Below are 23710 nucleotides of genomic sequence, written 5' to 3'. Positions count from 1 at the left end.
CTGCCTCGGTGGCATTTCCCCGACGGGGAGGGCAAAATCGGTACTTTCAGGGCTTTTTACTGGTTCATGATGCTAAATATAAGATTAATAAGGCTTATCTTAAGCGGTCTGGTGCTGGCCGGCTTGGTGGGCTGTGCCACGCCGCCGCCGCGGGATCCGGAAAATTTGTGCAATATTTTTACGGAAAATCGAGATTGGTACAAAGCGGCCAAAAATACCCGCGAGAAGTGGGGGGTGCCGGTGCATGTGCCGATGGCCATGATGTATCAGGAGAGCTCGTTTAAGCACAATGCGCAGCCGCCCATGAGGTGGTTTCTGGGCTTTATCCCCATCGGTCGAGCGTCCAGTGCCTACGGCTACGCCCAGGCTAAAACCGTCACCTGGGACCAGTATGCCCGGGAAACCGGCAACAACTGGTCCAGCCGCAGTGACTTTGACGACGCCATGGATTTCATGGGCTGGTATATCTATAAATCCAATAAGATCAACGGGGTTTCCAAGTGGGACGCCTACCGTCAGTACCTGAATTACCACGAGGGTTGGGGAGGCTATAAGCGCGGCAGCTACAAGAGCAAACAGTGGCTGGTGAAGACCTCCCGCAAGGTTGAAAGTCGCTCAAAACGGTACGCGGCCCAGTACAACCAGTGCAAAGAAGATCTGGATCGCAGCTGGTTGTGGCGGCTGTTCTTTGGCTAACCCCTGCGGCCAGTCAAAAAGCCGGTCAGCCACGCTGACCGGCTTTTTTGATCCTGGTTATAGTGATTCATGGCCGCCATAGGCGTCACTGATGGTTCTTAGGGCCACAACAATCTGATGATGCTCCATCTTTTCTTGTCCTGGTCCCCACTCCAGAGGGGCCAAAATTTCTGCCGCAAATTCAATCATGTCATTGAGGTTGTATTCGTCTTCCGGGATGTAGGCATGCCCTCCCATAATGGCGCCGCCCCGTGATAGCAGTGTCAGGCGTTTCTGGATCGTGCGAAGTAATGGCTGTGGCGAAGCAATTAGGTTTTGCTCGAGAAAGGAGTGAAACCACGCTCCGCGTTGACTGAACATAAGCGCAAAAACTGCGCGGAGCTCTGTCTGCAGCTGTTCATCGGCATCCCGCATCAAGACGTTGTTGGCGCCACTGAATGTCAGGCCCAGCAGGTCATGGTTGACGCTGCGATAGTAATAGGGGAAGCAGGCAAAACAGATCATTTTCTCTTTGGCACTTATCGGCAACTGGCTTAAGTGTGACAACAGCGCCGATTGGGTTCGCACCACCTGAGTAAAGATGTACACCAACAGATCGCTCTTGGAATTAAAGCTTCGATAGAGGGTACCGGCTGGAACACCGCAGAGCTTACCCAGCTCGTTCAGAGAGAACTTTAAGTGACCCTGTTGCTTTATTAACTTAGCTGCGACTGCTGCTATTTCATCTTTACGGCGCGACTGTGTTTCTTCACTCATATGGCGGATGATCTCGATTGGATGAGTCTTTGGCTCCGGTAACGAATTATACCCCGGTCTTAATCTGGGGACAGACAGGCTTGGCCAGTCGACGGGCTGGCCCCGTTCATTGCATTATCAAGCCGGGCAATGAGGGGACCAGCCAGGTCCAAATTATGAGGATGGATGGCACGTGGCACAGGAGTAGGGGTCTGGGAATGTCTGACTGGTGGCCCAGTCGGAGTTGCCCCGGGTTTGCTGGTTGGGTTCCATAAGCGTGTAGCCGGAGTCATTGTCTGCCGCATCATGCACCGGCATGTATTTGCCCACGTGGTCGGCGCAGGAGCCACTGAGGCCATCAAGGCTGGTTCCTCCCGTGGTCGTGCCGGAGCAGGAGATCTCGGCCACCCGTTTCCACCTTGAGGCATCACCGTGATTCACCATCGCTTCCTGTTCGGAGTGGCACCAGAAGCAACGTGCGGTTTCGCCGTGTCCTTTGGGGGCACCGTTACTGCCGTGGCAAGAGGCGCAATAGTAGGGCTCGACCACATCCGCAAGAACCGGTGAGTCACCTTGGAGGTGGGTGTTGTCCAGGCTGTGGCACTGGCCGCAGTCGGCGATGCCCCAACCAAAATGCTGGTTGTTCAGGGGAGCAACTGCTTGATTGATATCAAACACCTCAAAGCGGCCATCGTTCACTTGATTGCGGTGAGCCGGTTCGAACTTGTCGTACATGATATTGTGCCATTTGAACGAGATTGACTCTTTCGGGTAACGCATGATGCCGGTGTCGGTCATTCGGTGGATGTTGTTGCCGCCAAACTTTCCAAACCAGTTATCGATGCAGATTTGAGCCGTCTCCAGAGTGTGCTTGCCGGCGTTCTGCTTAGTAAGCCAGGGGCATTTGCCAAAGAAGGGGCCGCCGCCGGCTTGGTCATTGGCGACCAGCATGCTGGCCAAGGGCCATTCCGGCCCGTAAAAGAAGTCAGATTCATTGTCCAGTTCGCCACTGGTGAACGCCCAGCCAGCCAGGCCACCGGCTCGTTGACCATCGATCACCGATACCGCGTAAGAGTCAACATCGGCCTTGGTGGACATGCTGGGCCAGAAGGTGAATTCAATGTCGACACTGTGCTGTTCCACTGCAGACATCAGCGCATCGGCCATGGTTAGGGTGCCGGTTTGGAACAGATCCGGGCGCAGGTTGAAGGGTTTGACTTCAACATCGGTGGCCACCGTGACATAGCCGCGGCCATCACCGAAGTTGACTCGCAACTGGGGTAGCACCGGGACGCCTCCGTTGGCTTTGAGTCGCGCCACTTCTGCCGCTTGCACTTGCTGGCGTCGCTCGGTCATCTGCTTGGCTTGAGGTTGAATTCGAATGTGTAGGCCGTCACGTATCAGGAACTCATCCAGGCGGTCGTACAGTGGCTCATGGGAGGGAAGACCGGTAGCGCGTTTGAACTCGCCGCCATTGTAGAGGAATGCGGCGTACCAATCCGGGCTGTTGACGTTCTCCTGGCCATCCAGGGTTGCGTCAAAAACACCGTCGCGATCGTAATCGTAGGAAACGCTGAAGGGGTAGGTGCCCAGGTTGGGGTCGAACTCTCCCAGGGTTAACTCAAAATCGTCTCTCTTGGCGCTGACGTACAGCATCACGTCCAGAATGGAGAACTGGTTTTTGGCAAACAGGTCGGCCCTAACCGGAACCTGCGCCGACTGTGCTGCAAACTGGCGTAACTGCTCAGCTGTGACGGTAAAGATATCGAGAGCGTCATTTCGAGTCAGAGCATTGTTGTGCTTGTTGGCACTGTATTGTTGCAGTGGCAATGCTTTGCTGGCGTCGATGCACATTTCCGGGTGTTCGGTGGAGCAGGGGTACCATCGACCTAAGTAGATGTTGACGGACTGGGTAAATTGGCTGTTGGGTTCGATATCCAGATGGAAATTATCATGCTTCGGAGGTTCTTTATCTGGGCTTGGAGAAATAGCACTTTCATCAGAATCACCGCACCCGATTAGTATCGAAGCCAAAATAAATGGCAGCGCTTTCTTGCCGGCTTTGATTATATTCAAAACATCCCCTACTAATTAATGGTATTGATTTTTATTAAATTGGCCAGATTAAATCCAGCCCGCTTTCGTCGCCAAAAAGATCAAATTGGCCTTATTGGCGGCACCAAAGTTTTTCTTTGCGATATCCAAGTGGTAATCCACCCCACGGCTGCTTAAATTTAAGGCATCCGCAATCTCTTGTGCCCTCAGACCCATTGCCGTGAGTTTGATGATCTCACGGGTTTTGCTCTTGAGCTTGAGCGGACATTGCTGAGTGGCACTGGTCAGCAGGCGCTTGGCCTCTGAGCTAGTAAATTGAGGAGCCTGACCCCACTTGTCGGCGGAAAAGAAAGTCAGCAGCACGCCAGTCGGATCCTTGGAGCTTGGATCGCTAATGGAAAAAATTTTAACCCGGTACAGATTGTCCTCAATCATCACATTAAAGCCGGAACGGTTAAGACGGCTTAAGCGATTAAATATGGACGCGGCTTGCGTTTTAAATTTCTGTTCGGATGTCGACAGGTATGTATAGTCAAAATACTCTAATGAACTCATTGGGTTTAATGGAGTAATATCAGAGACGAATACAGGTGTATCGTTAAATTTGTATAAAGCCCAACCACAAGGGAAAGCCATTATTGATAACTACCAATAACTTAAAACTTAAATAATAGTTTACTCAGATTTGAGGCTGGTACTTTGACCGATCTACAGAGAATGCGGGTTTCAAAATCAAAGTTTAAAAGTCGATCTGGATCGCCCATTTTGATTGTTGATGTAATCGGGTTACGGCTTGGTGGTTCATTTTGTGGCGTCGGTCTCGCTATGTCGGCACCTCTCTAATGAGTCATTGGTAAAAGTGGAGAAGTTCTCCACTGCGATGCCGCTGTTGAGTTAACTTTCCGCGCAGTGACAAAGCCGGTCAGCCACGCTGACCGGCTTTTTTGATCCTGCCTTTGGGAAAACTACAAGTAACTCTGGCATATCGACAATAGGGACTGTGGCGTGTCGGCAACGTGGTCGGGTTGCTGTTGCCAGCGCTGCGGCGTCGCCCCGCTGTAGGCCGCAGTGACCGCGATAACATTGCAATCCGCCCCCAGTGCCTGATTCAGGTTTCGAGCAAACTCAACGTCGCCTTGATGATCGCCAATGTACATCAGTTGCCGAGGCCGCTTGGCGCCAAAGATCGCCTCGACGCATTGCAGGCCTCCGGCCGGGTGAGGTTTTTGCTGACCACCCTCTACATCGTTGTATCCCATGATGCTATGAAACGGCGTGTCTACCCCTTCCCGTTTCAGCAGCGCCCAGATGGTGCTGGCGTCGTTTTGTGAGCACACTCCGTGGGGCAGGCTGGTCAGGGAGTGAAGTAGGCTGGCGATCCCCTCAAACAGGCGCACTTCGGTGGTGTTGCTGCGTTGGTACTTGGCCTACAGGGCGCCAGCCTCGGTGGTTTCTTGGGCACTCAGTCCATAGTAGTTCTGGTATAAGTCCTGCCAGTTGCGCGCCGCGTGATTGGCGTGGTGGTATGCGGATTCACTTTGCAGCCAATGGGGCAGGTTGGCTCCGGTCAGGTGAGGGGCGATGTCGGCAAGAATGGACTGGGTAATATTGATATTTTTGGGAACCGAGTTAACCAGAGTTCCGTCGTAGTCCCACAGTATGGCGTCCAGTGGCATGGTGGTTTCATCACGGTAAAGACCGACACTTTGCCATCGAGACGAGGGGAAAAAAAGACTAAAAATCAGAATTGAGCGTTCTCATTTTTCGTCGTTAGAGCAATAAAAAACCGGAAGCGGCGGGGCCGGTTCCGGTTGCTGATGCAGGCTGAGGGAGATCAGTCGCCGAAGTAGGCACCAATCTGTTTCAGTATGCCGGGGCCGTCCAGCTCCAGTTCGGTGTGCATCTCTTCCTGGGTGCCTTGCTCAATGAAGCGATCCGGCAGTCCCAGCTGCAACACCGGCTTGGCCACCTTGTGGCGATTCAGGCATTCCAGCACCGCAGAGCCGGCGCCGCCCATAATGGCGTTCTCTTCCAGCGTCACCAGTCGGTCGTGACTGGCGGCCATCTCCAGCACCATCTGCTCATCCAATGGCTTCACGAAGCGCATATTGATCACCGTGGCGTCCAGTTTTTCCGCGGCTTCGAGCGCGTAGGGCAGCAGCGTGCCGAAGCTGTAGATGCACAGCCCCTGGCCCTGGCGACGAATCTCCGCTTTGCCGATGGGCAATTCGGTCATCTCTGACTGAATCTCAACCGGTAGCCCAGTGCCCCTTGGGTAACGGACGGCGGCCGGAGAATCCATCTTATGGCCGGTGTACAGCATCTGCCGACACTCATTGGCATCCGCCGGAGCCATGATGGTGAAGTTGGGAATACAGCGCAGGAACGACAGGTCGAAAGCGCCTTGGTGGGTCTGGCCGTCGGCGCCCACCAGTCCGCCCCGATCGATGGCAAACAGCACCGGCAGGTTCATAATGCCGACATCATGAATGGCCTGGTCGTAGGCGCGCTGCAGGAAGGTCGAGTAGATGGCCACGACCGGATGATAGCCTTCGCAGGCAAAGCCCGCGCCTAGGGTAACCGCGTGTTGCTCGGCGATGGCCGCATCAAAATACTGCTGCGGGAAGCGTTGAGAAAACTCCACCATGCCGGAGCCTTCGCGCATCGCCGGGGTGATGCCCATCAGCTTGTCGTCAGCGTCGGCCATGTCGCACAGCCAGTCACCAAACACTTTGGAGAAGGTGGGTTGTCCCGGTTTGGACTTCGGCAGCTTGGCTTCTTCAATATTGAATTTCGGTACCCCGTGGTAACCGATGGGATCCTCTTCCGCCGGTTTGTACCCTTTCCCTTTCTTGGTCATGATGTGCAAAATTTGCGGCCCTTTCAGGTTACGCATATTGCTCAGGGTATCCACCAGGCCGTCGACATCGTGGCCGTCGATGGGGCCGATGTAGTTGAAACCCAGTTCTTCGAACAGAGTGCCGGGGACCACCATCCCTTTCAGGTGCTCTTCCGCACGGCGGGCCAACTCTTTGATCGGTGGCATGCCGGCCAGGGCTTTCTTGCCCCCTTCTCGAATGGTGGTATACAGGCGGCCCGACATCAACCGGGCCATGTGGTTGTTCAGGGCACCGACGTTCTCGGAGATCGACATTTCGTTATCGTTGATGATAAGCAGCATGTCTTTGTGGATGTCTCCGGCGTGGTTCAGCGCCTCAAAGGCCATGCCACCGGTCAGGGCGCCATCGCCAATGACCGCCACCACTTTGCGTCCCTGGGCTTCGCGATCGGCGGCAATGGCCATCCCCAGCGCGGCAGAGATTGAAGTGGTGGAGTGGCCGACGCTCAGGGTGTCGTACTCACTCTCTTCTCGCCATGGGAAGGGGTGCAGGCCACCCTTTTGGCGAATGGTCGGCATCTGCCGGGCTCGGCCGGTGAGGATTTTGTGAGGGTAGGCCTGGTGGCCGACGTCCCACACCAGACGGTCGTACGGGGTGTTATAAACGTAATGCAGGGCGACAGTCAGTTCCACGGTCCCCAGGCCAGAAGCCAGGTGTCCGGAAGAGTGGCTGACACAGCGCAGCAGATACTGGCGCAGTTCATCGGCCAGGTTCTGCAGTTCGGCTTTGGGCAACTGGCGCAGGTCTGACGGCAATTCAGCCTTGGCCAGGAGTGGATAATCGTTCAGATCCAAACTCATTGTGACGGTCGCTTCTTTGTTATCTTGTTTATTGGCCGCGCTCGATAATATAGCGAGCAAAGTCAGTAAGTAGGTCGGTATTGTATGGCAATTTGGCCAACGATGTCAGGGCATCTTGATGGAGACTCTGAGCCACTTCACAGGCACCGTCCAGTCCCAGCAATGACGGGAAGGTGCTCTTGTTGGCATCGGCATCCGATCCCTGGGGTTTGCCCAGTTGCTCGGTATCGGCGGTAATGTCCAGGATGTCATCCTGAACCTGAAACGCCAGGCCGATGGCGTCGGCGTACTCGGTCAGTGCCAGTTTATGCTCCGGTGCCAGTTGGGCCACCGCCAGGGTGGCCATCTCGACGCTGGCTCGCATCAGGGCGCCGGTTTTGAGCCGGTGCAACTGGGTCAATTGTTCCAGAGAGATACGGCTGTCGGTGGAGGCCAGATCAATCGCCTGGCCGCCGCACATTCCTTGATAGCCAGAGGCTCGGGTCAGTACTCGAATCATGGCGATGCGGTTTGGCTCCAACTCCGAAGGCAGCTCGCAGTTGGCCAGAATCTCAAACGCCAGCGTCTGCAGTGCGTCTCCGGCCAGAATGGCGGTCGCTTCATCAAAGGCGATGTGGCAGGTGGATTGTCCCCGGCGCAGGTCGTCATCGTCCATGGCCGGCAGGTCGTCGTGGATCAGCGAGTAGGCGTGAATGCACTCTACCGCGGCGGCCAGCGGATCCAAAGTGGTCTCTTCGGCGCCCAGCATGGTGCCGACGGAATACACCAGAAACGGTCTGGCGCGCTTGCCACCGAGCAGGGTGCCATAGCGCATCGCTTCCAGCAGGCGCGGAGCGCAATCGGGAAGTCGGTCAAAATGGGCAATTAGGTGTTGATCAACACGTTGGCGGTACTGAGTCAGAGCGGCGCTCAGCATGGTTACTCCTGAGAATCGAACTGAACCAGTTGCGCGTTGCCTTCCTCATCCTTGGTGAGCATCTGCACGCTTTGTTCGGCCTGGGTTAATTTCAGCTGGCTGGCTCGTACGAGGTGAATCCCTCGCTCAAACTGCTTCAGTGCCTGTTCCAGCGGCACATTTCCCTGTTCCAGATTGGCAACAATCTGTTCCAGTTCTGCCAGAGCTTGTTCAAAACTAAGATTGTCCGGTTTTTTTGCCATGATAGGCTCCTTGAATTGCTGCACAAAGGTACTTGTTTGTGCCCGTCGAATCAATGACAGTGGCTGCTTAACATTAAATTTCATTAAACTTGCGCTGCGACGGACCGATAAAGACAATAGGCAATCGATGTTCCCCTCGGGGACAGCCGAAAATTCAGACACTTCAGGAGATTTCGTGGATCTGGCGACCCTTATTGGCCTTCTTGGCGCCTTTGCCTTCATCGTTATGGCAATGATGAATGGCGGTGACCCTGGGGTCTTCATCAACCTCCCCTCTATCTTCATTGTTGTGGGCGGTTCGCTGTTCGTTGTAATGATGAAGTTCAATATCGGCCAGTTTTTCGGTGCGGTAAAAATTGCGGCGAAAGCCTTTATGTTCAAGCTGGACAAGCCCGAAGCCTTGATTGAACAATCGGTGGTGATGGCGGATTCGGCTCGAAAGGGCGGCTTTTTGGCTCTGGAAGAGGCGGAGATCAGCAACAGCTTCATGCAGAAAGCGGTCGACCTGCTGGTGGATGGCCACGATGCCACCGTGGTGCGTCAGGCGCTGTCTAAGGACATCGGGCTGACCATCGAGCGCCATCAGTTCGGCGCCAGTATCTTTCGTGCCCTGGCTGACGTTGCCCCGGCGATGGGGATGATCGGCACCCTGATCGGCCTGGTGGCCATGCTCAATAACATGGACGATCCCAAGTCCATCGGACCCGCCATGGCGGTCGCCTTGCTGACCACCCTCTATGGTGCCATCATTGCCAACATGGTGGCGGCGCCCATTGCCGATAAACTGGAACTGAGGATGAGCGAAGAGATGCTCAATCGCCGCCTGATCATGGACGCGGTGCTGGCAATTCAGGATGGCCAGAACCCCAGGGTGATCGAGGGCTTCCTGAAGAATTACCTCAATGAAAATCAGCGAAAAATTTCCACCACCGAAGAGTAGATGCCACAGATGACGCTTAGCGCAGGCGGTGACGACGCCGCTCCACCGGAAAAGAAAGTCGCCCCCGGCGCCCCCGCCTGGATGGCCACCTTTGCCGATCTCAGCACCCTGCTGATGTGCTTCTTTGTGCTGTTGCTGGCGTTCTCTGAGATGGACGTACTCAAGTTTAAGCAGATTGCCGGCTCGATGAAGTACGCGTTCGGGGTACAGAATAAGCTGGAGGTGAAGGACATTCCCAAGGGAACCTCGGTCATTGCTCAGGAGTTTCGCCCTGGTCGCCCCGAACCAACACCCATCGAAGTCATCAACCAGCAAACCATTGAGTTCACGAAGAATCACCTTGACGTTGAGCCCGGTGCCGATCCGGTTGCAGGCAGCGAGCAGAGCAACGACGGCAAATTAAAGGGCGGCGCCAGTGAAGACACCAGCGCGTCCTCTCAGACTCAGGCCAGTGCCAATGCGCTGGCGAAAAAGCTGGCTCAGCAACTGCAGGAGCAGGTCGAAGACGGTGCCATCGAGATCGAATCCCTGGGGCAGCAGATTGTTATCCGCATTCGTGAGAAGGGGGCGTTTCCGGCGAACTCCGCGTTTCTGCAACCAAAGTTCCGGCCGGTCATTCGAGCGGTGGCCGACCTGCTGAAAGACGTGCCAGGCATTGTCACTGTCACCGGCCATACTGATAACGCCAAGGTTCAGAACGAGTTATACCGTTCTAACTGGGAATTGTCGTCGCAACGGGCGGTATCGGTCGCCCATGAAATGATCAAGGTGGAAGGCTTCGACCCGCTGCGGATGGAGGTCATTGGCAAGGCCAACAGTCAGCCTCTGGTCAGCAACGATGATGCCAAAGGCCGGGCCAAAAATCGCCGGGTCGAGATTGCGATCACTCAGGGTAAGCCTAAACTTTCGGAAGAGATTCCGGCAATCCAGTAGTTTCCGGGCCGAAGACACGCGGTGTTCTTCGGCCCACTCTCGCTTCAAATGTGGTTTTGGCCATCTCCTGGTTGTTTCCCGAATCCCTAAGCTCAGGTATAATGCCGCGCTTTGTTTTTTTGCCTGTACAGGAAGCTCATGAAATTTATCGTCAAGCTGCATCCCGAGATCATGATCAAGAGCAAATCGGTGCGCAAGCGCTTCGGTAAATTGCTCGAGTCCAACATTCGCAACGTGCTGCGGAAAACCGACGAGTCCGTGCGCGTGCGTTTTAACTGGGATCACATCAGTGCGACCAGCAGCCTTGATGATGCCGACAACACCGCCAAGCTGGTGGTGTCCCTGAGAAACATGCCCGGTATCCACCACTTCCTGGAAGTGCGTCAGTACAACTTTGAAACCATCGACGACATCTTTCAGCATGCTCTGCCGGTGTTCACCGAGCGCCTGAAAGGCAAAACCTTCTGCGTACGCGCCAAACGCCGCGGCAAGCACGACTTCAATTCACTGGAGGTGGAGCGTTACGTCGGTGGCGGGTTGAACCAGCATACCGAAGCGGCCGGTGTTCGCCTCAAGGATCCCGATGAAGTGATCGGCCTGGAAATCGAAGACGATAAACTCTATCTGGTGGAGAAGCGTCACGATGGCATGGGCGGTTTCCCCATTGCCACCCAGGAAGACGTCCTGTCGTTGATCTCCGGCGGATTCGATTCTGGCGTGTCCAGCTTCCAGTGCATCAAGCGTGGCGCTCGGACCCATTTCTGCTTCTTTAACCTCGGTGGCGCCGCCCACGAGCAGGGGGTTAAGCAGGTGGCCTATTACCTGTGGCACAAATACGGCTCCTCACACAAAGTGCGCTTCATCTCGGTTCCGTTTGAACCCGTGGTGGAAGAGATCCTCGAGCGGGTCGACAACGGCCAGATGGGCGTGATTCTTAAGCGGATGATGATGCGAGTGGCCAGTGAGGTGGCTCAGCGGTTCAACATTCCTGCCCTGGTGACCGGGGAAGCCATGGGCCAGGTGTCCAGCCAGACCCTGACTAACCTCAACGTCATTGATAAGGTCACCGATACCGTGATTCTGCGTCCGCTGGTGACCTGGGACAAGCAGGAGATCATCGACGTGGCCCGCCAGATTGGTACCGAGAGTTTTGCGGCGGCAATGCCGGAATACTGCGGCGTGATCTCCCAGAAGCCAACGGTGAAGGCGGTGCTGTCAAAAATCGAGGCGGAAGAAGCCAAGTTTTCTGAAGACCTGATTGAACGGGTGATGGCGGAGACCAAAGTGATGGACATTCGCGACGTGGCAAAAGAGGAACAGGCTCGGGTGACCGAGATGGAAACCGTGGACACGCCGACCGCCGGTGCCGTAGTGCTGGACATTCGGGCGCCGGAAGAGGAAGAGGAGAAACCGCTGCTGATGGACGGTGTCGATGTGGTGACTCTGCCGTTCTTCAAGCTGGGTTCCGCCTTTAAGGAGTTGGACCAGAGCCGCACCTATCTGCTGTATTGCGATCGCGGCGTCATGAGTAAGTTGCAGGCGCTGTACCTGAAAGAGCAGGGCTATGACAACGTAAAGGTATACCGCCCTTAAGCGTGTCGATGCCGAAAAAAAACCGCCTATTGGCGGTTTTTTTTATGCCTGGGCGCGGTCGCTGAGTTGACGGACCCGGGTCAGGTTGTGCTGATGAGCGTCGGCATTCAGGCCATGAGCCTGGGCCCGTTCCACCACAAAGCCACTGATGGCATCAATTTCGGTGCTGCGGTTGGCGCCGATGTCCTGCAGCATCGATGAGCGGTTGCCGCAGGTGGCCTCGGCCACACTCAGGCACCATGTCAGAATCTGCTCCGCCGTCATTGTAATGCCTTCGGCTTTGGCCACCGCAGCTAACTCGTCGCTGAGCCGCTGCAACTCGGCTCGATAACCGGGGCGAATCAGTTCGCCGTTGGCACAACCATAACAGGCGGTCAGCGGGTTAATCAGGGCATTCACCGCCAGCTTTTGCCATAACCGGGGCAAAATGGCCGCTTCGCTGACAAAACCGATGTCGGTCACCGCCTCGGGCATCCGCCCCTGTCCGGCCAGCGGCCCCAGGTAACGCACGCCCTGGCCGGTATGATTCACCGAGTGCGCCTCCCGCTTGAGGGCGCCGTCGGTCAGCATGCCAGCCCACCAGTTGTGAGTGGGGAAGCGCTGTGCCAGTCGCTGTTGCGGGCCCATGCCATTATGCAGCAGTACGATGGGGGTCGAGGCGGGTAGCCAGGCCAGCACCGGTGCCAGAGCCGCTTCCGCTTGGTACGCCTTGGTGGTAATCAGCACGGCATCGCAGTGCTGAGGCTGGTTGCTGGGAGCGTGGAGCAGGCTGTGATGCTGAACAGAGCCATCCAGGCGCTGCATTTGGTGCCGAATGATCCCGGAGGCGGAGTCTGGACGGGTCAGCAATACCGGAGAGTGCTGCTGCTGGCAGAGATCCATCGCCAGCAACTGACCAATGGCACCGCCGCCCAGAATGGCTAGGGTCGCTGCCATCGTCGTACCGCCGCCAGAAACAGGTGGAACATCAGCACTCCGGCCATGTCGGCCAGCCAGTCCATGGGGTCGGCTTGGCGGTAGGGCAGATAAGACTGCACCAGTTCCACCAGGCCGGCGTACAGCGCCAGTACGGCGAACTGCCAGCTCTTGGGCCAGTCAAACGCCAGGTGCAGCAGCAGTGCCAGGGTGGCAAACCCGGCCAGGTGGCCCAGCTTGTCGGTGTGGCTGAAAGGCTGAGGGTAACTCGGTTCGCCAAACAGCAGGTAGGAGAAGGCGCCGATCACCAATAACAGGCTGAATCGAAACCATTGTCGCTGCTGCGGGCTGGGGGAGGTCAAAATCATCATGGGGGCAATAATAGCGATCTGCGGCCATAAATCCCACTCCTGAGCGAGGCTTTCCAGGTCAGAGTTTTACCTCGAGGTGATTGTCTCCGGCCCCAGAGAGAGTAAACTCTGACTCACATCAACAGCTTAATTTCTGGTGGCCGGTCAACGCCACCGCCTCAGTTTATGGAGAGTAAACCATGCCTTCGTTTGACATCGTGTCTGAAGTGGATGCAGTTGAGTTACGTAACGCCGTCGATAACGCCAGTCGAGAGCTGACCACCCGGTTCGATTTTCGCGGCGTGGAAGCCAGCTTCGAGCTGAGCGATATGGTGGTGATCATGAAAGCCGAAGGCGACTTTCAGCTGCGGCAGATGGAAGACATTCTGCGCGGCAGCCTGGCTAAGCGTAAGGTGGACTCGTCGGCCATGGAGGTGGACGAGAAAGCGGTTCATAGTGGTAAAACCTTCTCCCGCAACTGCAAGTTTAAGCAGGGCATCGAGCAGGCCGTGGCCAAGAAACTGATTAAGGCCATCAAAGACAGCAAGATTAAGGTTCAGGCGCAGATTCAGGGCGATAAGATGCGGGTCACCGGCAAGAAGCGTGACGACTTGCAGGCGGTGATGGCCCTGACCCGGGAAGCGGATCTGGGGCAGCCGTTCCAGTTCGAGAACTTCCGCGACTAAACCATGACGCCTTGTGAAAAAGGAGCCAGACGGCTCCTTTTTTTATGGCTCAGGCGTTGACTGCTGGCATCGGGACAGAATCAGCTCCCTGAACCAGCGGTGGCCGGCATCGCTGTCATGGTGTTGATGCCAGAACAGCGTATAGGAGATGGGGGGAAGTGCCATTGGCAGTGGCACAATGACCAGATTCAACCCTGCCTCGATATGTCGGGCATAGCGGCCGGGGGCGGTGAGTATCAGGTCGGTATGGGCGCAAACGCTGGCGGCACTGTTGAAATCGGGCACGTGCATGGCAATGGTCCGGCTTCGTTGCTGCTCCGCCAGCTTCAGATCCAGTAGCCAATGTTCGTGCTCATCGCAGCGCACCTGCAGGTGCCGGGCCGACAGGTAGGCGTCCAGGTCCCAGTTCTGGTGTAACAGCGGATGGCCCCGTCGCACCAAGCAGCAGTGTGAGTCCCGATACAACTCTTCATAGACGATGCCCTTTGGCGGCAGCAGGGTTCGGCGAGCATCCTGAAAGTGGATGTCTTTGCCGGTAATGCCAAAATCCAGCTCTCCCCGGGCCAATCGTTCCAGGCTGTCGCTGGCCCAGGTTCGGGCGTCAATGGTCACCAAGGGAGCCTGCTGCTGCAGTTCGGTGAGAAACTGTGGCAACAACAGAGGGTACATGGTCTCAACCATCGCCATCATAAAGCAGCGCTCGCTGCGATTGGCCTGAAAGTCACCGGGAGTGGTGAGGGCTTCAACCGCCCCCAGCAGTTGCTTCAGCGGCGTTGCCAGGTTTCGGGCGTAAGGAGTAGGCTCCAGCCCATGGGACTGTCTCAGGAACAGGGGATCATTAAACTGCGTCCGCAGGCGAGACAGGCTTTTGCTGATGGCCGATTGGCTGAGGTGCAGCTTGTGAGCTGCCTTGGTGACGCTGCGTTGTTCCAGCAGCACATGCAAGCAGATCAGCAGGTTGAGATCGAGTCGGGACAGTTGTTCAAAGGACATGGCGGCGTCGATACGTTATTCCATTTTGGAAAATCATAACGGACATTAATTCACTTTTGTAGATATCAGTTCAACGCCATAATGATCCCATTGTTGGTGGCGGGTACCACCGTGCCTTGGAATGTTGAAGAGTGACTGCAATGACCGAATACGAAAAGATGCTGGCGGGCTTGGATTACGATGGCGGCGATTCCTATATCAACGGCATCAAACACCTGGCCTATCAGGCTCAGCAACGAATCAACCACGCCGAGAGTGTTGAACAGGCGCAGCAGGAGTTTCGGTCATTGATGACTCTGGGGCAGGGCTGCTGGATTACGCCGCCGTTTCATTGTGAGTTTGGGCGTCACATCGAGATGGGGGAGCGCTGCTTCCTGAACATGGGGGTGACCATGCTCGATGGGGCGCGCATTACCCTGGGGCGCAATGTGATGGTTGGCCCCAATTGTCAGTTTTATACCGCCGGCCATTCTCTTGATTATCACCAGCGCCGGAATTGGCAGACCATCTGTCGCCCCATCGTGGTGGAAGACGATGTGTGGATTGGCGGCAGTGTCGTGATAGCCCAGGGGGTGACCATCGGTCGAGGCGCGGTCATTGCCGCTAACTCAACGGTGACCCGGGATGTCGAACCGCTGACGCTGATGGCGGGGTCACCGGCCCGCTGCATTCGCCGTTTAGAGATAGGGGAAAGTGTGGAAATGTGCAGTCAGTAGGTGTCACCATCAGAGTTCCAGTTCGAGAATTTTCGGAACTCAGTTCGGATGCCGGGTTGAAACAAGGAGCCGTAAGGCTCCTTGTTTAGTTTTTAGAGCAGCCGCATAGCCCTTGTTGAACCGGCGGGCAGCAAACCGTCCCATAAGAGCAGAAAACACAACAGTCGCCGGCCTTTGGGGTCAGCATCTGTTTGCAGTTTGGGCAGGGATAAAACCACAGGCAACAGTCGGTCGGCATCACTTCGTGTGCCTGAAACTGGCAGTGGGGGCAGGTGAGGGTCGAGTGCAGAACCACAGTCATACTTGACGCTCAATGGTCAGCATCTGCTCGTCAATCAGACGCTTGGTGTAATCGTGCTGCGGATTGGCAAACACCTCCATGGTGCGACCCTGTTCGACGATTTTGCCCCGTTTCAACACGATCATCCGGTCGCTCATGTGCCGCACAGAACCGAGGTCGTGGGACATCAGGATGTAGCTCAGCCCCAGGTTCTGCTGCAGTTCCAGCAACAGGTTCACGCACTGAGCCCGCAGCGACGAGTCCAGTCCCGATAACGCCTCATCGGAGATGATGATCTTCGGTGACAGCATCAGGGCCCGGGCGATGGCCACCCTTTGCCGCTGGCCGTGGGAGATCATGTGCGGGTAGAAATCGCCATGTTCACGCAACAGGCCCACCTTCTTCAGCACTCGGTTGACGGTTTTCTGCCGCTCCTCTTTGCTCTCGCTGGTGTTGAACTTCAGCGGCTCCTCCAGCAGTTGCCGAATCCGCAACCTGGGGTTGAGCGAGGTGGTCGGGTCCTGGAAAATCATTCGAATCAGGCTGCAGCGCTGCTTATGGTCGTGCATCTCCAGCTGTTTGCCTTCCAGCAGAATCTCTCCACTGCTGCGATCTTCGGCGCCGGCCAGGATGCGGGCCAGGGTGGTGCGTCCGGATCCGGCTTCGCCGACGAAGGCCAGAGTCTCATTGGGGTACAGCTCAAAAGAGATCGGCTCCAGGGCGGTGTCGTACACCTTGCGAAAACGCCGGTAGCCGGCGGGAAAGCGTTTCGACAGCTCTTTCACCTCAAGCAATGGGGCGGTCATTGGGCATCCTCCTCTTGGCTCAGGGGAAAGTGGCAGCGATAGGCGTGGCCACTCTTGGTGGCAATCCGAGGCGGATTGACGCACTCCTTGCGGGCATAGGGACAGCGAGGCCCCAGTCGACAACCTATAGGCAGGTGTTGCAGCGGTGGAATCATGCCGTCCAGGGTATCCAGGTGGTGTTTGGGCAGCAGGGACATATTGGCACTGGGGGTACTGGCCAGCAGCGCCTTGGTGTAAGGGTGGAACGGATCTTTGATCAGCGTCTTAACGCTGCCGGATTCCATCATCTGACCACAATACAGCACGCTGAGGTTGTGGCTCCAACGTGCCACCGAGTTGAGGTTGTGGCTGATCAGCAGGATGGCCACGCTCTTGGTCTGGTTCAGCTGTGACAGCAGCCGGTAGATCTGAGCCGCCGTGGCGGTTTCCAGCCCGGTGGTGGGCTCGTCGGCGATCAGTAACTTGGGCCGGTGCGACACCGCCATGGCGATCATCACTTTTTGCGCCAGTCCTTCCGATAACTCCCACGGGAATGCACGCATCACCCGCTGGTGATCCTTGACGCCAACCCGGTGCAGCAGCTTGATGGCGTGCTCTTTGCGGGCACGGTTGCGGCGCCACCAGGGTACGCCCTCTGGGGTTGGCATCGCTTCGATCAACTGGCCACCGACCCGGCTGCCGGGATCCAGGCACGATGCCGGCTCCTGGAAGATCATGGCGATGTCCCGGCCCATCAATTGGCGCCGTTTTTTCACCGACATGGTCAGCAGATCCTGGCCGCGCCAGCTTAAACGATCGGCGATGATTCGAGTACGCTTGTCGGTGATGCCCATGATCGCCTGCGCCAACAGACTCTTGCCGGATCCGGATTCACCCACCAGGCCGTGAATTTCGCCCTCCTGCAGCGTCAGGCTGAATTTTTCCACCGCCACCAGCCAGCCGTGGGGGGTATCCAGCTCAATGCTGAGGTTGCGGATATCAAGCAGGTGCATCAGCGGCGACCCTCCAGCAAGGCGTGGCGCAGGCCGTCACCGACGACGTTGGTTGCCAGTACACTGAACAGAATCGCCAGCCCGGGCATGGTGACCGTCCAGGGGGCGGTCAGCAGGTTATCCAGACCCTGTTCGATCATCGCGCCCCATTCCGGAGAGGGGGATTGAGCACCCAGGCCAATAAAGCCCAGGGCAGCGATGTCCAGAATCGCAACCGAGAACGCCAGGGTGGTTTGCACCACCACCGGGTTCCAGACATTGGGCAGAATCGAGTCGTAGAACACCTGCCAGGCGGTGGCGCCGTCGAGGCGAGCGGCGACCACGTACTCTTTCTGCATCTCTTCATGAACCGCGTTGTGGATGGTACGCACAAAGCGCGGTACCAGTGACAAGCCAATGGCCCAGATGACATTAGACAGCCCGGGCCCCAAGACGGCGGCAAACAGGATCGCCAGTACCAGCGACGGCATCGACAGCAGGGTATCCAACAGGTGGCTGAGGACACTGGCTTTCAGTCCCTTGGTCATCCCAGACAGGCTGCCAATCAGAAAGCCGCACACCAGTGACAACAGCACGATGATCAGTGCGTAGCCAAAGGTCAGGTGGGCGCCATGCAGAATACGGGAAAACAGATCCCGGCCCAGATCATCGGTTCCCAGGAAGTGCTCCACGGTGCCGGTATCGGCCCATGAGGGCGGCACCAGCAGGGCGTTGGGATCCTGGTAGGAGGCCGAGTAGGGGGCAATCAGCGGCCCCAGTACGCTCATGGACAGGATCAGCATCATCGACCACAGGCCAATCAGCGCCAACGGGCTGCGGGTAAAGCTGTCCCAGATGGTCTGCCACAAAGAGGGGATTTTCTCTTCGTAGTAAATGTTAATTTCGCCCATAGATCTCTTTCCGGCTGATGGGGTTGAGCGCCGTGTGCGCGATGTCGAACAAGATGCTCAGGAATACGATGAACAGGGAGATGGCCAGTACCCCCCCCTGCAGGGCGGTGTAATCGCCTTGGCGCAATGCGGCCACCAGCCAGGCACCAACGCCGGGCCAGGAAAACAGCAACTCGACGATGATGGTTGAACTGGCGATGGGTCCCAATTGCAGGCCCAGCACTCGAATCACCCCGGCCATGGCATTGGGCAGGGCGTGATTCATGATCAGGTGGTAGCGGGAGATCCCCCGGGCTTCCAAGGCTCGAATGTAATTTTTCTCCAGCTCTTCCGCCAGCGAGACTCGGGTAATGCGGATGATGATGGTCAGCGGCAACACCATGACCACCGACATCGGCAGAATCAGGTGGGCCCAGGCGTCCATCATGGCCGCACCGCGCCAGGGGGCATCCGACAGCAGGATGTCGATCAGCAGCAGGCCGCTGAAGTCGGGAATGTCGTACATCAGGTTGATGCGCCCGGACGCCGGCAGCCAGTCAAACTGGATGCCGAAGGTGATGATCTGCAAAAGCCCAAGCCAGAACACCGGCACCGAGAAGCCCAGCAGGGTGATGGTCATCACCAGCCGTTGCAGGGTGGCATTGCGGCTCAATGTCACCAGCATCCCGATGGGAACACCAATCAGCAGCGCCAGGAAGATAGACAATATTCCCAGTTCCAGCGAGGCTGGCAGCACTTGCAACAATTGGTCGGCAATGGCCTCGCCGGAGTTCAGAGACACGCCGAAGTCGCCGCTGATCCGCTTTACCACGTAGGTGAGGTACCCCAGCACCGGGCCGTGATTCAGGTTGTAGTCGTCCTGAATTTGCGCCATCTCGGCTGCGGTGGGGTCGGCGATGCCAGACAGGTTGCTTGCCAGCTCACCCGGCAGCGCCAGGGTGACCGCGTACACCACCGCAAACAGCATCAGGGTGGTGAGGACAAACAGATTAATTCTTCGTAGCAGGTAGTTAAGCATTACTCGACCCGTTTAACCTGGGCAAATTTGATACCGCCGACCGTGGTCAATATCGGTCCCTGAAGCTGGCGGACTCGCCCGAGGGTTCGAGTGGCATGCGCCAGGGGCAGCACCGGAACCTGTTGTTGCACATGTTGCTCCAGTTGTTGATATTGAATGCGTCGCTGGGCTCGGTCTTCATTGGTACGTGCCTCGCTCAGCAGCCGATCGAAGTCGCCGTTGCACCAGCGGGCATGGTTGGTGCCGGAGACCAGTCCGCTGCAGCTCAGCAACGGGGTAAAGAAGTTGTCCGGATCGGTGTTGTCGGCGTTCCAGCCCAGCAGCACCGTATCGTGTTCCGCCTGTCGCAACCGGCTGGTAAACAGGTTCCAGTCGTAGCTGACAATGCGCACCTGCACGCCAATGGCGGCCATATCCTGTTGAATCAGTTCGGCCGTCTTGATGGCATTGGGGTTGTAGCTGCGGCCGATGGGCGGCGCCCAGATATCAAAGCTCAGCGTGCCCAGGCCCAGTCGTTCCAATTGGGCTTTGGCCAGTGCCGGGTTGTAGGGCAGGCTGGTGCCACGGTCCTCATAGGCCCAGGAGATCGGAGGCAGCATCCCCTGACCGTGAGCGGCGGTATTGTGATACACCGCCTGCATGATCTTCTGCCGGTTTACCGCCATGGCCAGGGCCTGGCGGACTGGCAACTGGTCGAACGGCGGTTTCTGGGTATTGAACGCCCAGTAGGCCACATTGAATCCTGGCTGAGCCTCCAGTTGCAGGTCGTTGTACTCCTGCATCAGCGACAGTTGCCCCACCTGAGGCAGTGCCGCCACGTCACAGTCGCCGCCAATCAGCTTGATCATGCGGTTGGTGGCATTCGGGGTGATGTCGTAGATAAGCTGGTCGACGCCAGCGGGCTCACCGAAGTAGTCGGGATGACGCCGGTAACGGATGTACTGGTTTTTCTGGTAGTTCACCAGCTGGAACGGACCGGTACCTATGGGCAGGTAATCGATCTCCTCCATGCGCTGCTGCCGTTGCAGCTGTGCGCCATACTCCGCCGACAGCACCACGGCAAAATCGGTGGCGATGTTGGTGAGGAAGGTAGCGTCCGCTTGATGCAGTTGAAACTCAACCTGATGGTCAGACAATCGGTTCAGCGCCCGTACGTTGTCGGCCAGTTCGATGCTTTGAAAGAAGGGGTACTGGCCGCCATTCACCCGGTGGTAAGGGTGGTCGGTGTCGATGAGGCGCAAAAAACTGAACAACACATCATCGGCGTTCATCGGCCGGCTTGGGGTGAAGCGATCGTTGCTTTGAAACCAGACGTCCTGGCGCAGGGTAAAGCGATAGCTGAGGCCATCCTCAGACATCTCCCAGCGGCTGGCCAGCTCAGGCACTAGCTGACCGCTGATGTCATCAAACCCCAGCAGACGGTTGTAGATCTGCTTGGAGCTGGCGTCCAGGGTGCTGCTGGAGGTGACCAGCTGCGGGTTGAACAGTTCTGGATTGGCTTCAGAACAATACACCAGCCCCGATGTCAGGGAGGAGTCGGTCTTGCTGCATCCGAGCAGTGAGCCCAGAATCAGCAGCAGTGCGAGAGCACGAAAGTTAGCCATGTTTTTAACTGACGTCGATGCGATCCGGCTAGTGTATCAAAGCTGGGGCTGGCGATCATTAGCTTGATTTCATAACAGATCATACTTTTTCAGGATGCCCCGCAGCTGGTGGTAACTCAGTCCCAGTACCTCTGCCGTACGTTTCTGGTTGAACTGACTCTCTTCCAGCGCCTGTTTCAACAGGTTGACCTCAAAGTTTTGTACCGTGTCCTTAAAATCCAGTGGCAACACCGGCGCCGGGTTGCTGGCCGGGCTGGTTGGCGTGGCGACCTCTGCGGCGGCTGCAGTGGCTGAGGCCGCGGCCGGTTGTCGGTCCTGAGTCTTGATTCTCTGCGCGGGTCGCCAGGGGGACTCAAACGGGTCCAGGATGATCTGATGCACCGGCAGGGCGTCGTTGTTGTGACGGTAGACACTGCGCTCCACCACGTTCTTCAGTTCACGGACGTTGCCGGGCCAGTCAAACTCCAGCAGTGCCTGCTGGGCTTTGCTGGTGAAGCCGGGGAACATCGACATCGATAGCTGCCGAGCCATATTGATGGCGAAATGGTCAGCCAGATGCAGGATGTCGTCGGTGCGCTCACGCAGTGGGGGCAGAGTAATCACGTCAAATGCCAGCCTGTCCAGTAGGTCGGCTCGAAACTCGCTGCGCTCGGCCAGGGCAGGCAGATCCTCGTTGGTGGCGCAGATCAGGCGCACGTCGGTGCGGACACTGCGGGCGCCGCCGACCCGTTCGAACTCGCCGTACTCAATGACTCGCAGTAATTTTTCCTGCACCAGGCCGGAGGTGTTGGCCAACTCGTCCAGAAACAGGCTGCCTTTATGCGCCCGCTCAAAGCGTCCTTCGTGGCGTTTGCCTGCGCCGGTAAAGGCACCAGATTCGTGGCCAAATAGCTCACTTTCCAGTAGATTCTCATTGAGGGCGGCGCAGTTCAGGGTGATGTAAGGCTGTTCCCAGCGCTGAGACAGGAAGTGCAGACGTTTGGCAATCAGCTCTTTACCTGTGCCTCGTTCGCCGATGATCAATACCGGTTTGTCCAGCGGTGCCGCCTGTGACACATGGTCCAGCACGGAGAGGAAGGCATTGGATTCGCCAATTAAGTTGTCTTGTTTGAAAGAGTTGGTCATCGGTCCCTGATGTAGCGTGATTTACTAATTATTAGTGGAATTCATAATAGGGCGTCCCTTGCTCAAAATAAAGCCTCAGAAAAACTCGCTTTAAAACAAGTGGTTAGCGGTAGCAAAAAGTTGGCACGTTTCCTGTAATAGATACAGTCACGAGGGCCAATTTAGACATTCAGAGGAATTTAATTATGGGTATTTTTTCAAGATTTGCCGATATCGTTAACTCCAACATCAGCGCCCTGCTGGACAAAGCAGAAGATCCGGAAAAGATGGTACGACTCATCATTCAGGAGATGGAAGACACGCTGGTTGAAGTGCGCTCTACCTCGGCCAAAGTGCTGGCAGAGAAGAAAGAGGCGATGCGCCGCATCGAACGGGCCGAAGCTCAGGTCGACGACTGGCAGAGCAAAGCCGAACTGGCATTGGGTAAGGACCGTGAAGATCTGGCCAAAGCCGCACTGATTGAAAAGCAGAAGTGCGTTGAGTTGGTGGAGACCCTGAAGCGGGAACTGGTGCATGTGGAAGAGCAGATCGAGCGCCTGAAGGAGGAGATCAACCTGCTGCAGGAGAAGCTGAACGATGCCCGCGCCCGTCAGAAGACCATCATCATGCGCAAGCAGACCGCGTCATCTCGCCTGGACGTTAAACGTCAGCTGGATACCGGCAAGATCGACGACGCCATGATGAAGTTTGAACAGTACGAACGCCGGGTCGAAACTCTGGAGGCGGAAGTGGAAGCCCACGAGCTGGCTCAGCCCCGTAGCCTGGAAGACGAGTTTGCCGCCCTGGCCGCGGAAGAGAAAATCAGCGACGAACTTGAGCAGATGAAGAAGAAGCTCAAGAAGAAGCAGGACTAATTAGGGAGGAGTCGGAATGGAAGAATTAATGGGTTTACTGATTGCGCCACTGATTATCTTTTTGTTAATCGTGGCTCCCATCTGGCTCATCCTGCATTACCGCAGTAAGAAGCAGTTGGCACAAGGGCTCAGTGATGAAGAGTATCAACAGCTCAATGCACTGCTGACCCGAGCCGACAAGATGGGGGAACGAATCGATACCCTGGAGTCGATTCTTGACCAGGAGTCACCGGAGTGGAGGACCCGACATGAAGCATGAGAAACGTCAATTGGTGCGTCTGCCGGATCAAGGCAAAGTCGCCGGAGTCTGCGCCGGCTTGGCCGAGCACTTCAACCTGGAAGTCTGGCTGGTTCGAATCGTGACTCTGTCGGCCATCTTGCTGACTGGCGTCTTTAGCCTGCCGCTGCTGTTGTACATCATCGCTTGGGTCCTGCTGGACAAGGGGGTAACCCCCGTCAGCACTCACCACAATGAGCTGAAAACCAAGGTCTGGCAGGCCGGAGATTCGCCGAAGAAGGCGATGAACGAAGTCAGTACCCGGTTTCGAAATCTGGAACTACGCCTCAGGCGGTTGGAAAAACACGTCACCTCGGACGCCTTCCACCTGAAACGAGAAATCAATAACCTCTGATGACACCCGGTCCGATTGCCCAGCAGTCGGACCGTTGCC

The 23710-nt window shown here is 56.6% G+C and carries 26 protein-coding genes and 1 pseudogene; 9 read left to right on the top strand and 18 right to left on the bottom strand.

What is annotated here, in order from left to right; translation table 11 throughout:
* The first annotated feature begins 69 nt into the window (after nt 1–69).
* Nucleotides 70–696 (top strand): transglycosylase SLT domain-containing protein, encoded by a 627-nt coding sequence (locus H598_RS0115645; RefSeq protein ID WP_211227319.1) that lies wholly within the window; start codon nt 70–72, stop codon nt 694–696.
* Between the two features lie 57 nt (nt 697–753).
* Here H598_RS0115645 and H598_RS0115640 read toward each other — a convergent pair whose 3' ends face one another.
* From H598_RS0115640 to xseB, 8 genes and pseudogenes are all read right to left on the bottom strand, one after another.
* Nucleotides 754–1452 carry a TetR/AcrR family transcriptional regulator gene (locus H598_RS0115640; protein ID WP_028113832.1) on the bottom strand — a complete coding sequence of 233 codons (699 nt, stop codon included), beginning with the start codon at nt 1450–1452 and terminating at the stop codon, nt 754–756.
* Nucleotides 1453–1605: 153 nt separating this feature from the next.
* A complete protein-coding gene (locus H598_RS0115635) occupies nt 1606–3285 on the bottom strand; it encodes a hypothetical protein (protein ID WP_028113831.1) in 1680 nt (559 codons plus the stop codon).
* Nucleotides 3286–3555: 270 nt separating this feature from the next.
* Complete coding sequence (locus H598_RS26135) at nt 3556–4041, bottom strand: helix-turn-helix transcriptional regulator (RefSeq protein WP_169629302.1); 486 nt, start codon at nt 4039–4041, stop codon at nt 3556–3558.
* A 410-nt stretch (nt 4042–4451) separates the two neighbouring features.
* Nucleotides 4452–4895: pseudogene (locus tag H598_RS26890) on the bottom strand (HAD family hydrolase); the annotation flags it as partial.
* Nucleotides 4896–4913: 18 nt separating this feature from the next.
* Complete coding sequence (locus H598_RS26885; protein ID WP_211227313.1) at nt 4914–5162, bottom strand: HAD family hydrolase; 249 nt, start codon at nt 5160–5162, stop codon at nt 4914–4916.
* A gap of 158 nt (nt 5163–5320) precedes the next feature.
* A complete protein-coding gene (gene dxs, locus H598_RS0115620; RefSeq protein ID WP_028113829.1) occupies nt 5321–7186 on the bottom strand; it encodes a 1-deoxy-D-xylulose-5-phosphate synthase in 1866 nt (621 codons plus the stop codon).
* A gap of 28 nt (nt 7187–7214) precedes the next feature.
* Complete coding sequence (ispA, locus tag H598_RS0115615) at nt 7215–8102, bottom strand: (2E,6E)-farnesyl diphosphate synthase (protein ID WP_028113828.1); 888 nt, start codon at nt 8100–8102, stop codon at nt 7215–7217.
* Between the two features lie 2 nt (nt 8103–8104).
* On the bottom strand, nt 8105–8344 hold the full coding sequence (gene xseB / locus H598_RS0115610) for an exodeoxyribonuclease VII small subunit (protein ID WP_028113827.1): 240 nt from the start codon (nt 8342–8344) through the stop codon (nt 8105–8107).
* Between the two features lie 175 nt (nt 8345–8519).
* On the opposite strand from xseB, the gene pomA reads away from it, so the two are divergent.
* The 3 genes from pomA to thiI all read left to right on the top strand — a co-directional run bounded on the left by pomA (nt 8520) and on the right by thiI (nt 11810).
* Nucleotides 8520–9284 carry a flagellar motor protein PomA gene (pomA, locus tag H598_RS0115605; RefSeq protein ID WP_028113826.1) on the top strand — a complete coding sequence of 255 codons (765 nt, stop codon included), beginning with the start codon at nt 8520–8522 and terminating at the stop codon, nt 9282–9284.
* A 9-nt stretch (nt 9285–9293) separates the two neighbouring features.
* A complete protein-coding gene (locus H598_RS24650; RefSeq protein ID WP_035416089.1) occupies nt 9294–10217 on the top strand; it encodes a flagellar motor protein MotB in 924 nt (307 codons plus the stop codon).
* 138 nt (nt 10218–10355) lie between these two features.
* Nucleotides 10356–11810 (top strand): tRNA uracil 4-sulfurtransferase ThiI, encoded by a 1455-nt coding sequence (gene thiI / locus H598_RS0115595; RefSeq protein ID WP_028113825.1) that lies wholly within the window; start codon nt 10356–10358, stop codon nt 11808–11810.
* A 42-nt stretch (nt 11811–11852) separates the two neighbouring features.
* On the opposite strand, the gene H598_RS24645 is transcribed toward thiI, so the two are convergent.
* Together H598_RS24645 and H598_RS0115585 are read right to left on the bottom strand one after the other, a co-directional pair.
* Nucleotides 11853–12746 (bottom strand): ketopantoate reductase family protein, encoded by an 894-nt coding sequence (locus H598_RS24645; RefSeq protein ID WP_051252786.1) that lies wholly within the window; start codon nt 12744–12746, stop codon nt 11853–11855.
* Nucleotides 12731–13096 carry a VanZ family protein gene (locus H598_RS0115585; RefSeq protein WP_245595609.1) on the bottom strand — a complete coding sequence of 122 codons (366 nt, stop codon included), beginning with the start codon at nt 13094–13096 and terminating at the stop codon, nt 12731–12733. Before H598_RS0115585 ends, H598_RS24645 begins: the two co-directional genes overlap by 16 nt.
* Before the next feature lie 179 nt (nt 13097–13275).
* Between H598_RS0115585 and H598_RS0115580 the strand changes: the two genes are divergently transcribed.
* On the top strand, nt 13276–13761 hold the full coding sequence (locus tag H598_RS0115580) for a YajQ family cyclic di-GMP-binding protein (protein ID WP_028113823.1): 486 nt from the start codon (nt 13276–13278) through the stop codon (nt 13759–13761).
* Between the two features lie 42 nt (nt 13762–13803).
* Here the strand turns inward: H598_RS0115580 and H598_RS0115575 are convergent, their stop codons facing one another.
* Entirely contained in the window at nt 13804–14754 is a 951-nt protein-coding gene (locus H598_RS0115575) for a LysR family transcriptional regulator (RefSeq protein WP_028113822.1), read from the bottom strand.
* 140 nt (nt 14755–14894) lie between these two features.
* On the opposite strand from H598_RS0115575, the gene H598_RS0115570 reads away from it, so the two are divergent.
* Nucleotides 14895–15470 carry a sugar O-acetyltransferase gene (locus H598_RS0115570; RefSeq protein WP_028113821.1) on the top strand — a complete coding sequence of 192 codons (576 nt, stop codon included), beginning with the start codon at nt 14895–14897 and terminating at the stop codon, nt 15468–15470.
* Between the two features lie 85 nt (nt 15471–15555).
* On the opposite strand, the gene H598_RS27020 is transcribed toward H598_RS0115570, so the two are convergent.
* From H598_RS27020 to pspF, 7 genes are all read right to left on the bottom strand, one after another.
* Complete coding sequence (locus H598_RS27020; RefSeq protein ID WP_084144502.1) at nt 15556–15771, bottom strand: GDCCVxC domain-containing (seleno)protein; 216 nt, start codon at nt 15769–15771, stop codon at nt 15556–15558.
* On the bottom strand, nt 15768–16556 hold the full coding sequence (locus tag H598_RS0115565; protein ID WP_028113820.1) for an ATP-binding cassette domain-containing protein: 789 nt from the start codon (nt 16554–16556) through the stop codon (nt 15768–15770). The genes H598_RS27020 and H598_RS0115565 overlap by 4 nt, the downstream gene beginning before the upstream one ends.
* On the bottom strand, nt 16553–17548 hold the full coding sequence (locus H598_RS0115560; protein WP_028113819.1) for an oligopeptide/dipeptide ABC transporter ATP-binding protein: 996 nt from the start codon (nt 17546–17548) through the stop codon (nt 16553–16555). The genes H598_RS0115565 and H598_RS0115560 overlap by 4 nt, the downstream gene beginning before the upstream one ends.
* Nucleotides 17548–18438 carry an ABC transporter permease subunit gene (locus H598_RS0115555; protein WP_028113818.1) on the bottom strand — a complete coding sequence of 297 codons (891 nt, stop codon included), beginning with the start codon at nt 18436–18438 and terminating at the stop codon, nt 17548–17550. The genes H598_RS0115560 and H598_RS0115555 overlap by 1 nt, the downstream gene beginning before the upstream one ends.
* Nucleotides 18425–19456, bottom strand: a complete 1032-nt coding sequence (locus H598_RS0115550) for an ABC transporter permease subunit (protein ID WP_028113817.1) — start codon at nt 19454–19456, stop codon at nt 18425–18427. The genes H598_RS0115555 and H598_RS0115550 overlap by 14 nt, the downstream gene beginning before the upstream one ends.
* Nucleotides 19456–21060: an ABC transporter substrate-binding protein SapA gene (gene sapA, locus H598_RS0115545; protein WP_028113816.1), complete on the bottom strand. Its 1605-nt coding sequence runs from the start codon at nt 21058–21060 to the stop codon at nt 19456–19458. Before sapA ends, H598_RS0115550 begins: the two co-directional genes overlap by 1 nt.
* A 69-nt stretch (nt 21061–21129) precedes the next feature.
* Nucleotides 21130–22185: a phage shock protein operon transcriptional activator gene (gene pspF, locus H598_RS0115540; RefSeq protein ID WP_028113815.1), complete on the bottom strand. Its 1056-nt coding sequence runs from the start codon at nt 22183–22185 to the stop codon at nt 21130–21132.
* 185 nt (nt 22186–22370) lie between these two features.
* On the opposite strand from pspF, the gene pspA reads away from it, so the two are divergent.
* Genes pspA through pspC form a run of 3 tightly spaced genes read left to right on the top strand, consistent with a single transcriptional unit; the run spans nt 22371 to nt 23671 of the window.
* A complete protein-coding gene (gene pspA, locus H598_RS0115535; RefSeq protein ID WP_028113814.1) occupies nt 22371–23039 on the top strand; it encodes a phage shock protein PspA in 669 nt (222 codons plus the stop codon).
* Nucleotides 23040–23055: 16 nt separating this feature from the next.
* Nucleotides 23056–23298, top strand: coding sequence for an envelope stress response membrane protein PspB (pspB, locus tag H598_RS0115530; RefSeq protein ID WP_084144501.1), 243 nt, complete (start codon nt 23056–23058; stop codon nt 23296–23298).
* Complete coding sequence (pspC, locus tag H598_RS0115525) at nt 23288–23671, top strand: envelope stress response membrane protein PspC (protein ID WP_028113812.1); 384 nt, start codon at nt 23288–23290, stop codon at nt 23669–23671. The genes pspB and pspC overlap by 11 nt, the downstream gene beginning before the upstream one ends.
* Nucleotides 23672–23710: the final 39 nt, after the last annotated feature.

Origin of the sequence: Ferrimonas kyonanensis DSM 18153, from assembly GCF_000425405.1 — a bacterium.
In the GTDB taxonomy this organism is placed as follows: domain Bacteria; phylum Pseudomonadota; class Gammaproteobacteria; order Enterobacterales; family Shewanellaceae; genus Ferrimonas; species Ferrimonas kyonanensis.
Note: the sequence above shows the minus strand (reverse complement) of the source record. Positions and strands in the feature narration are given on the sequence as shown.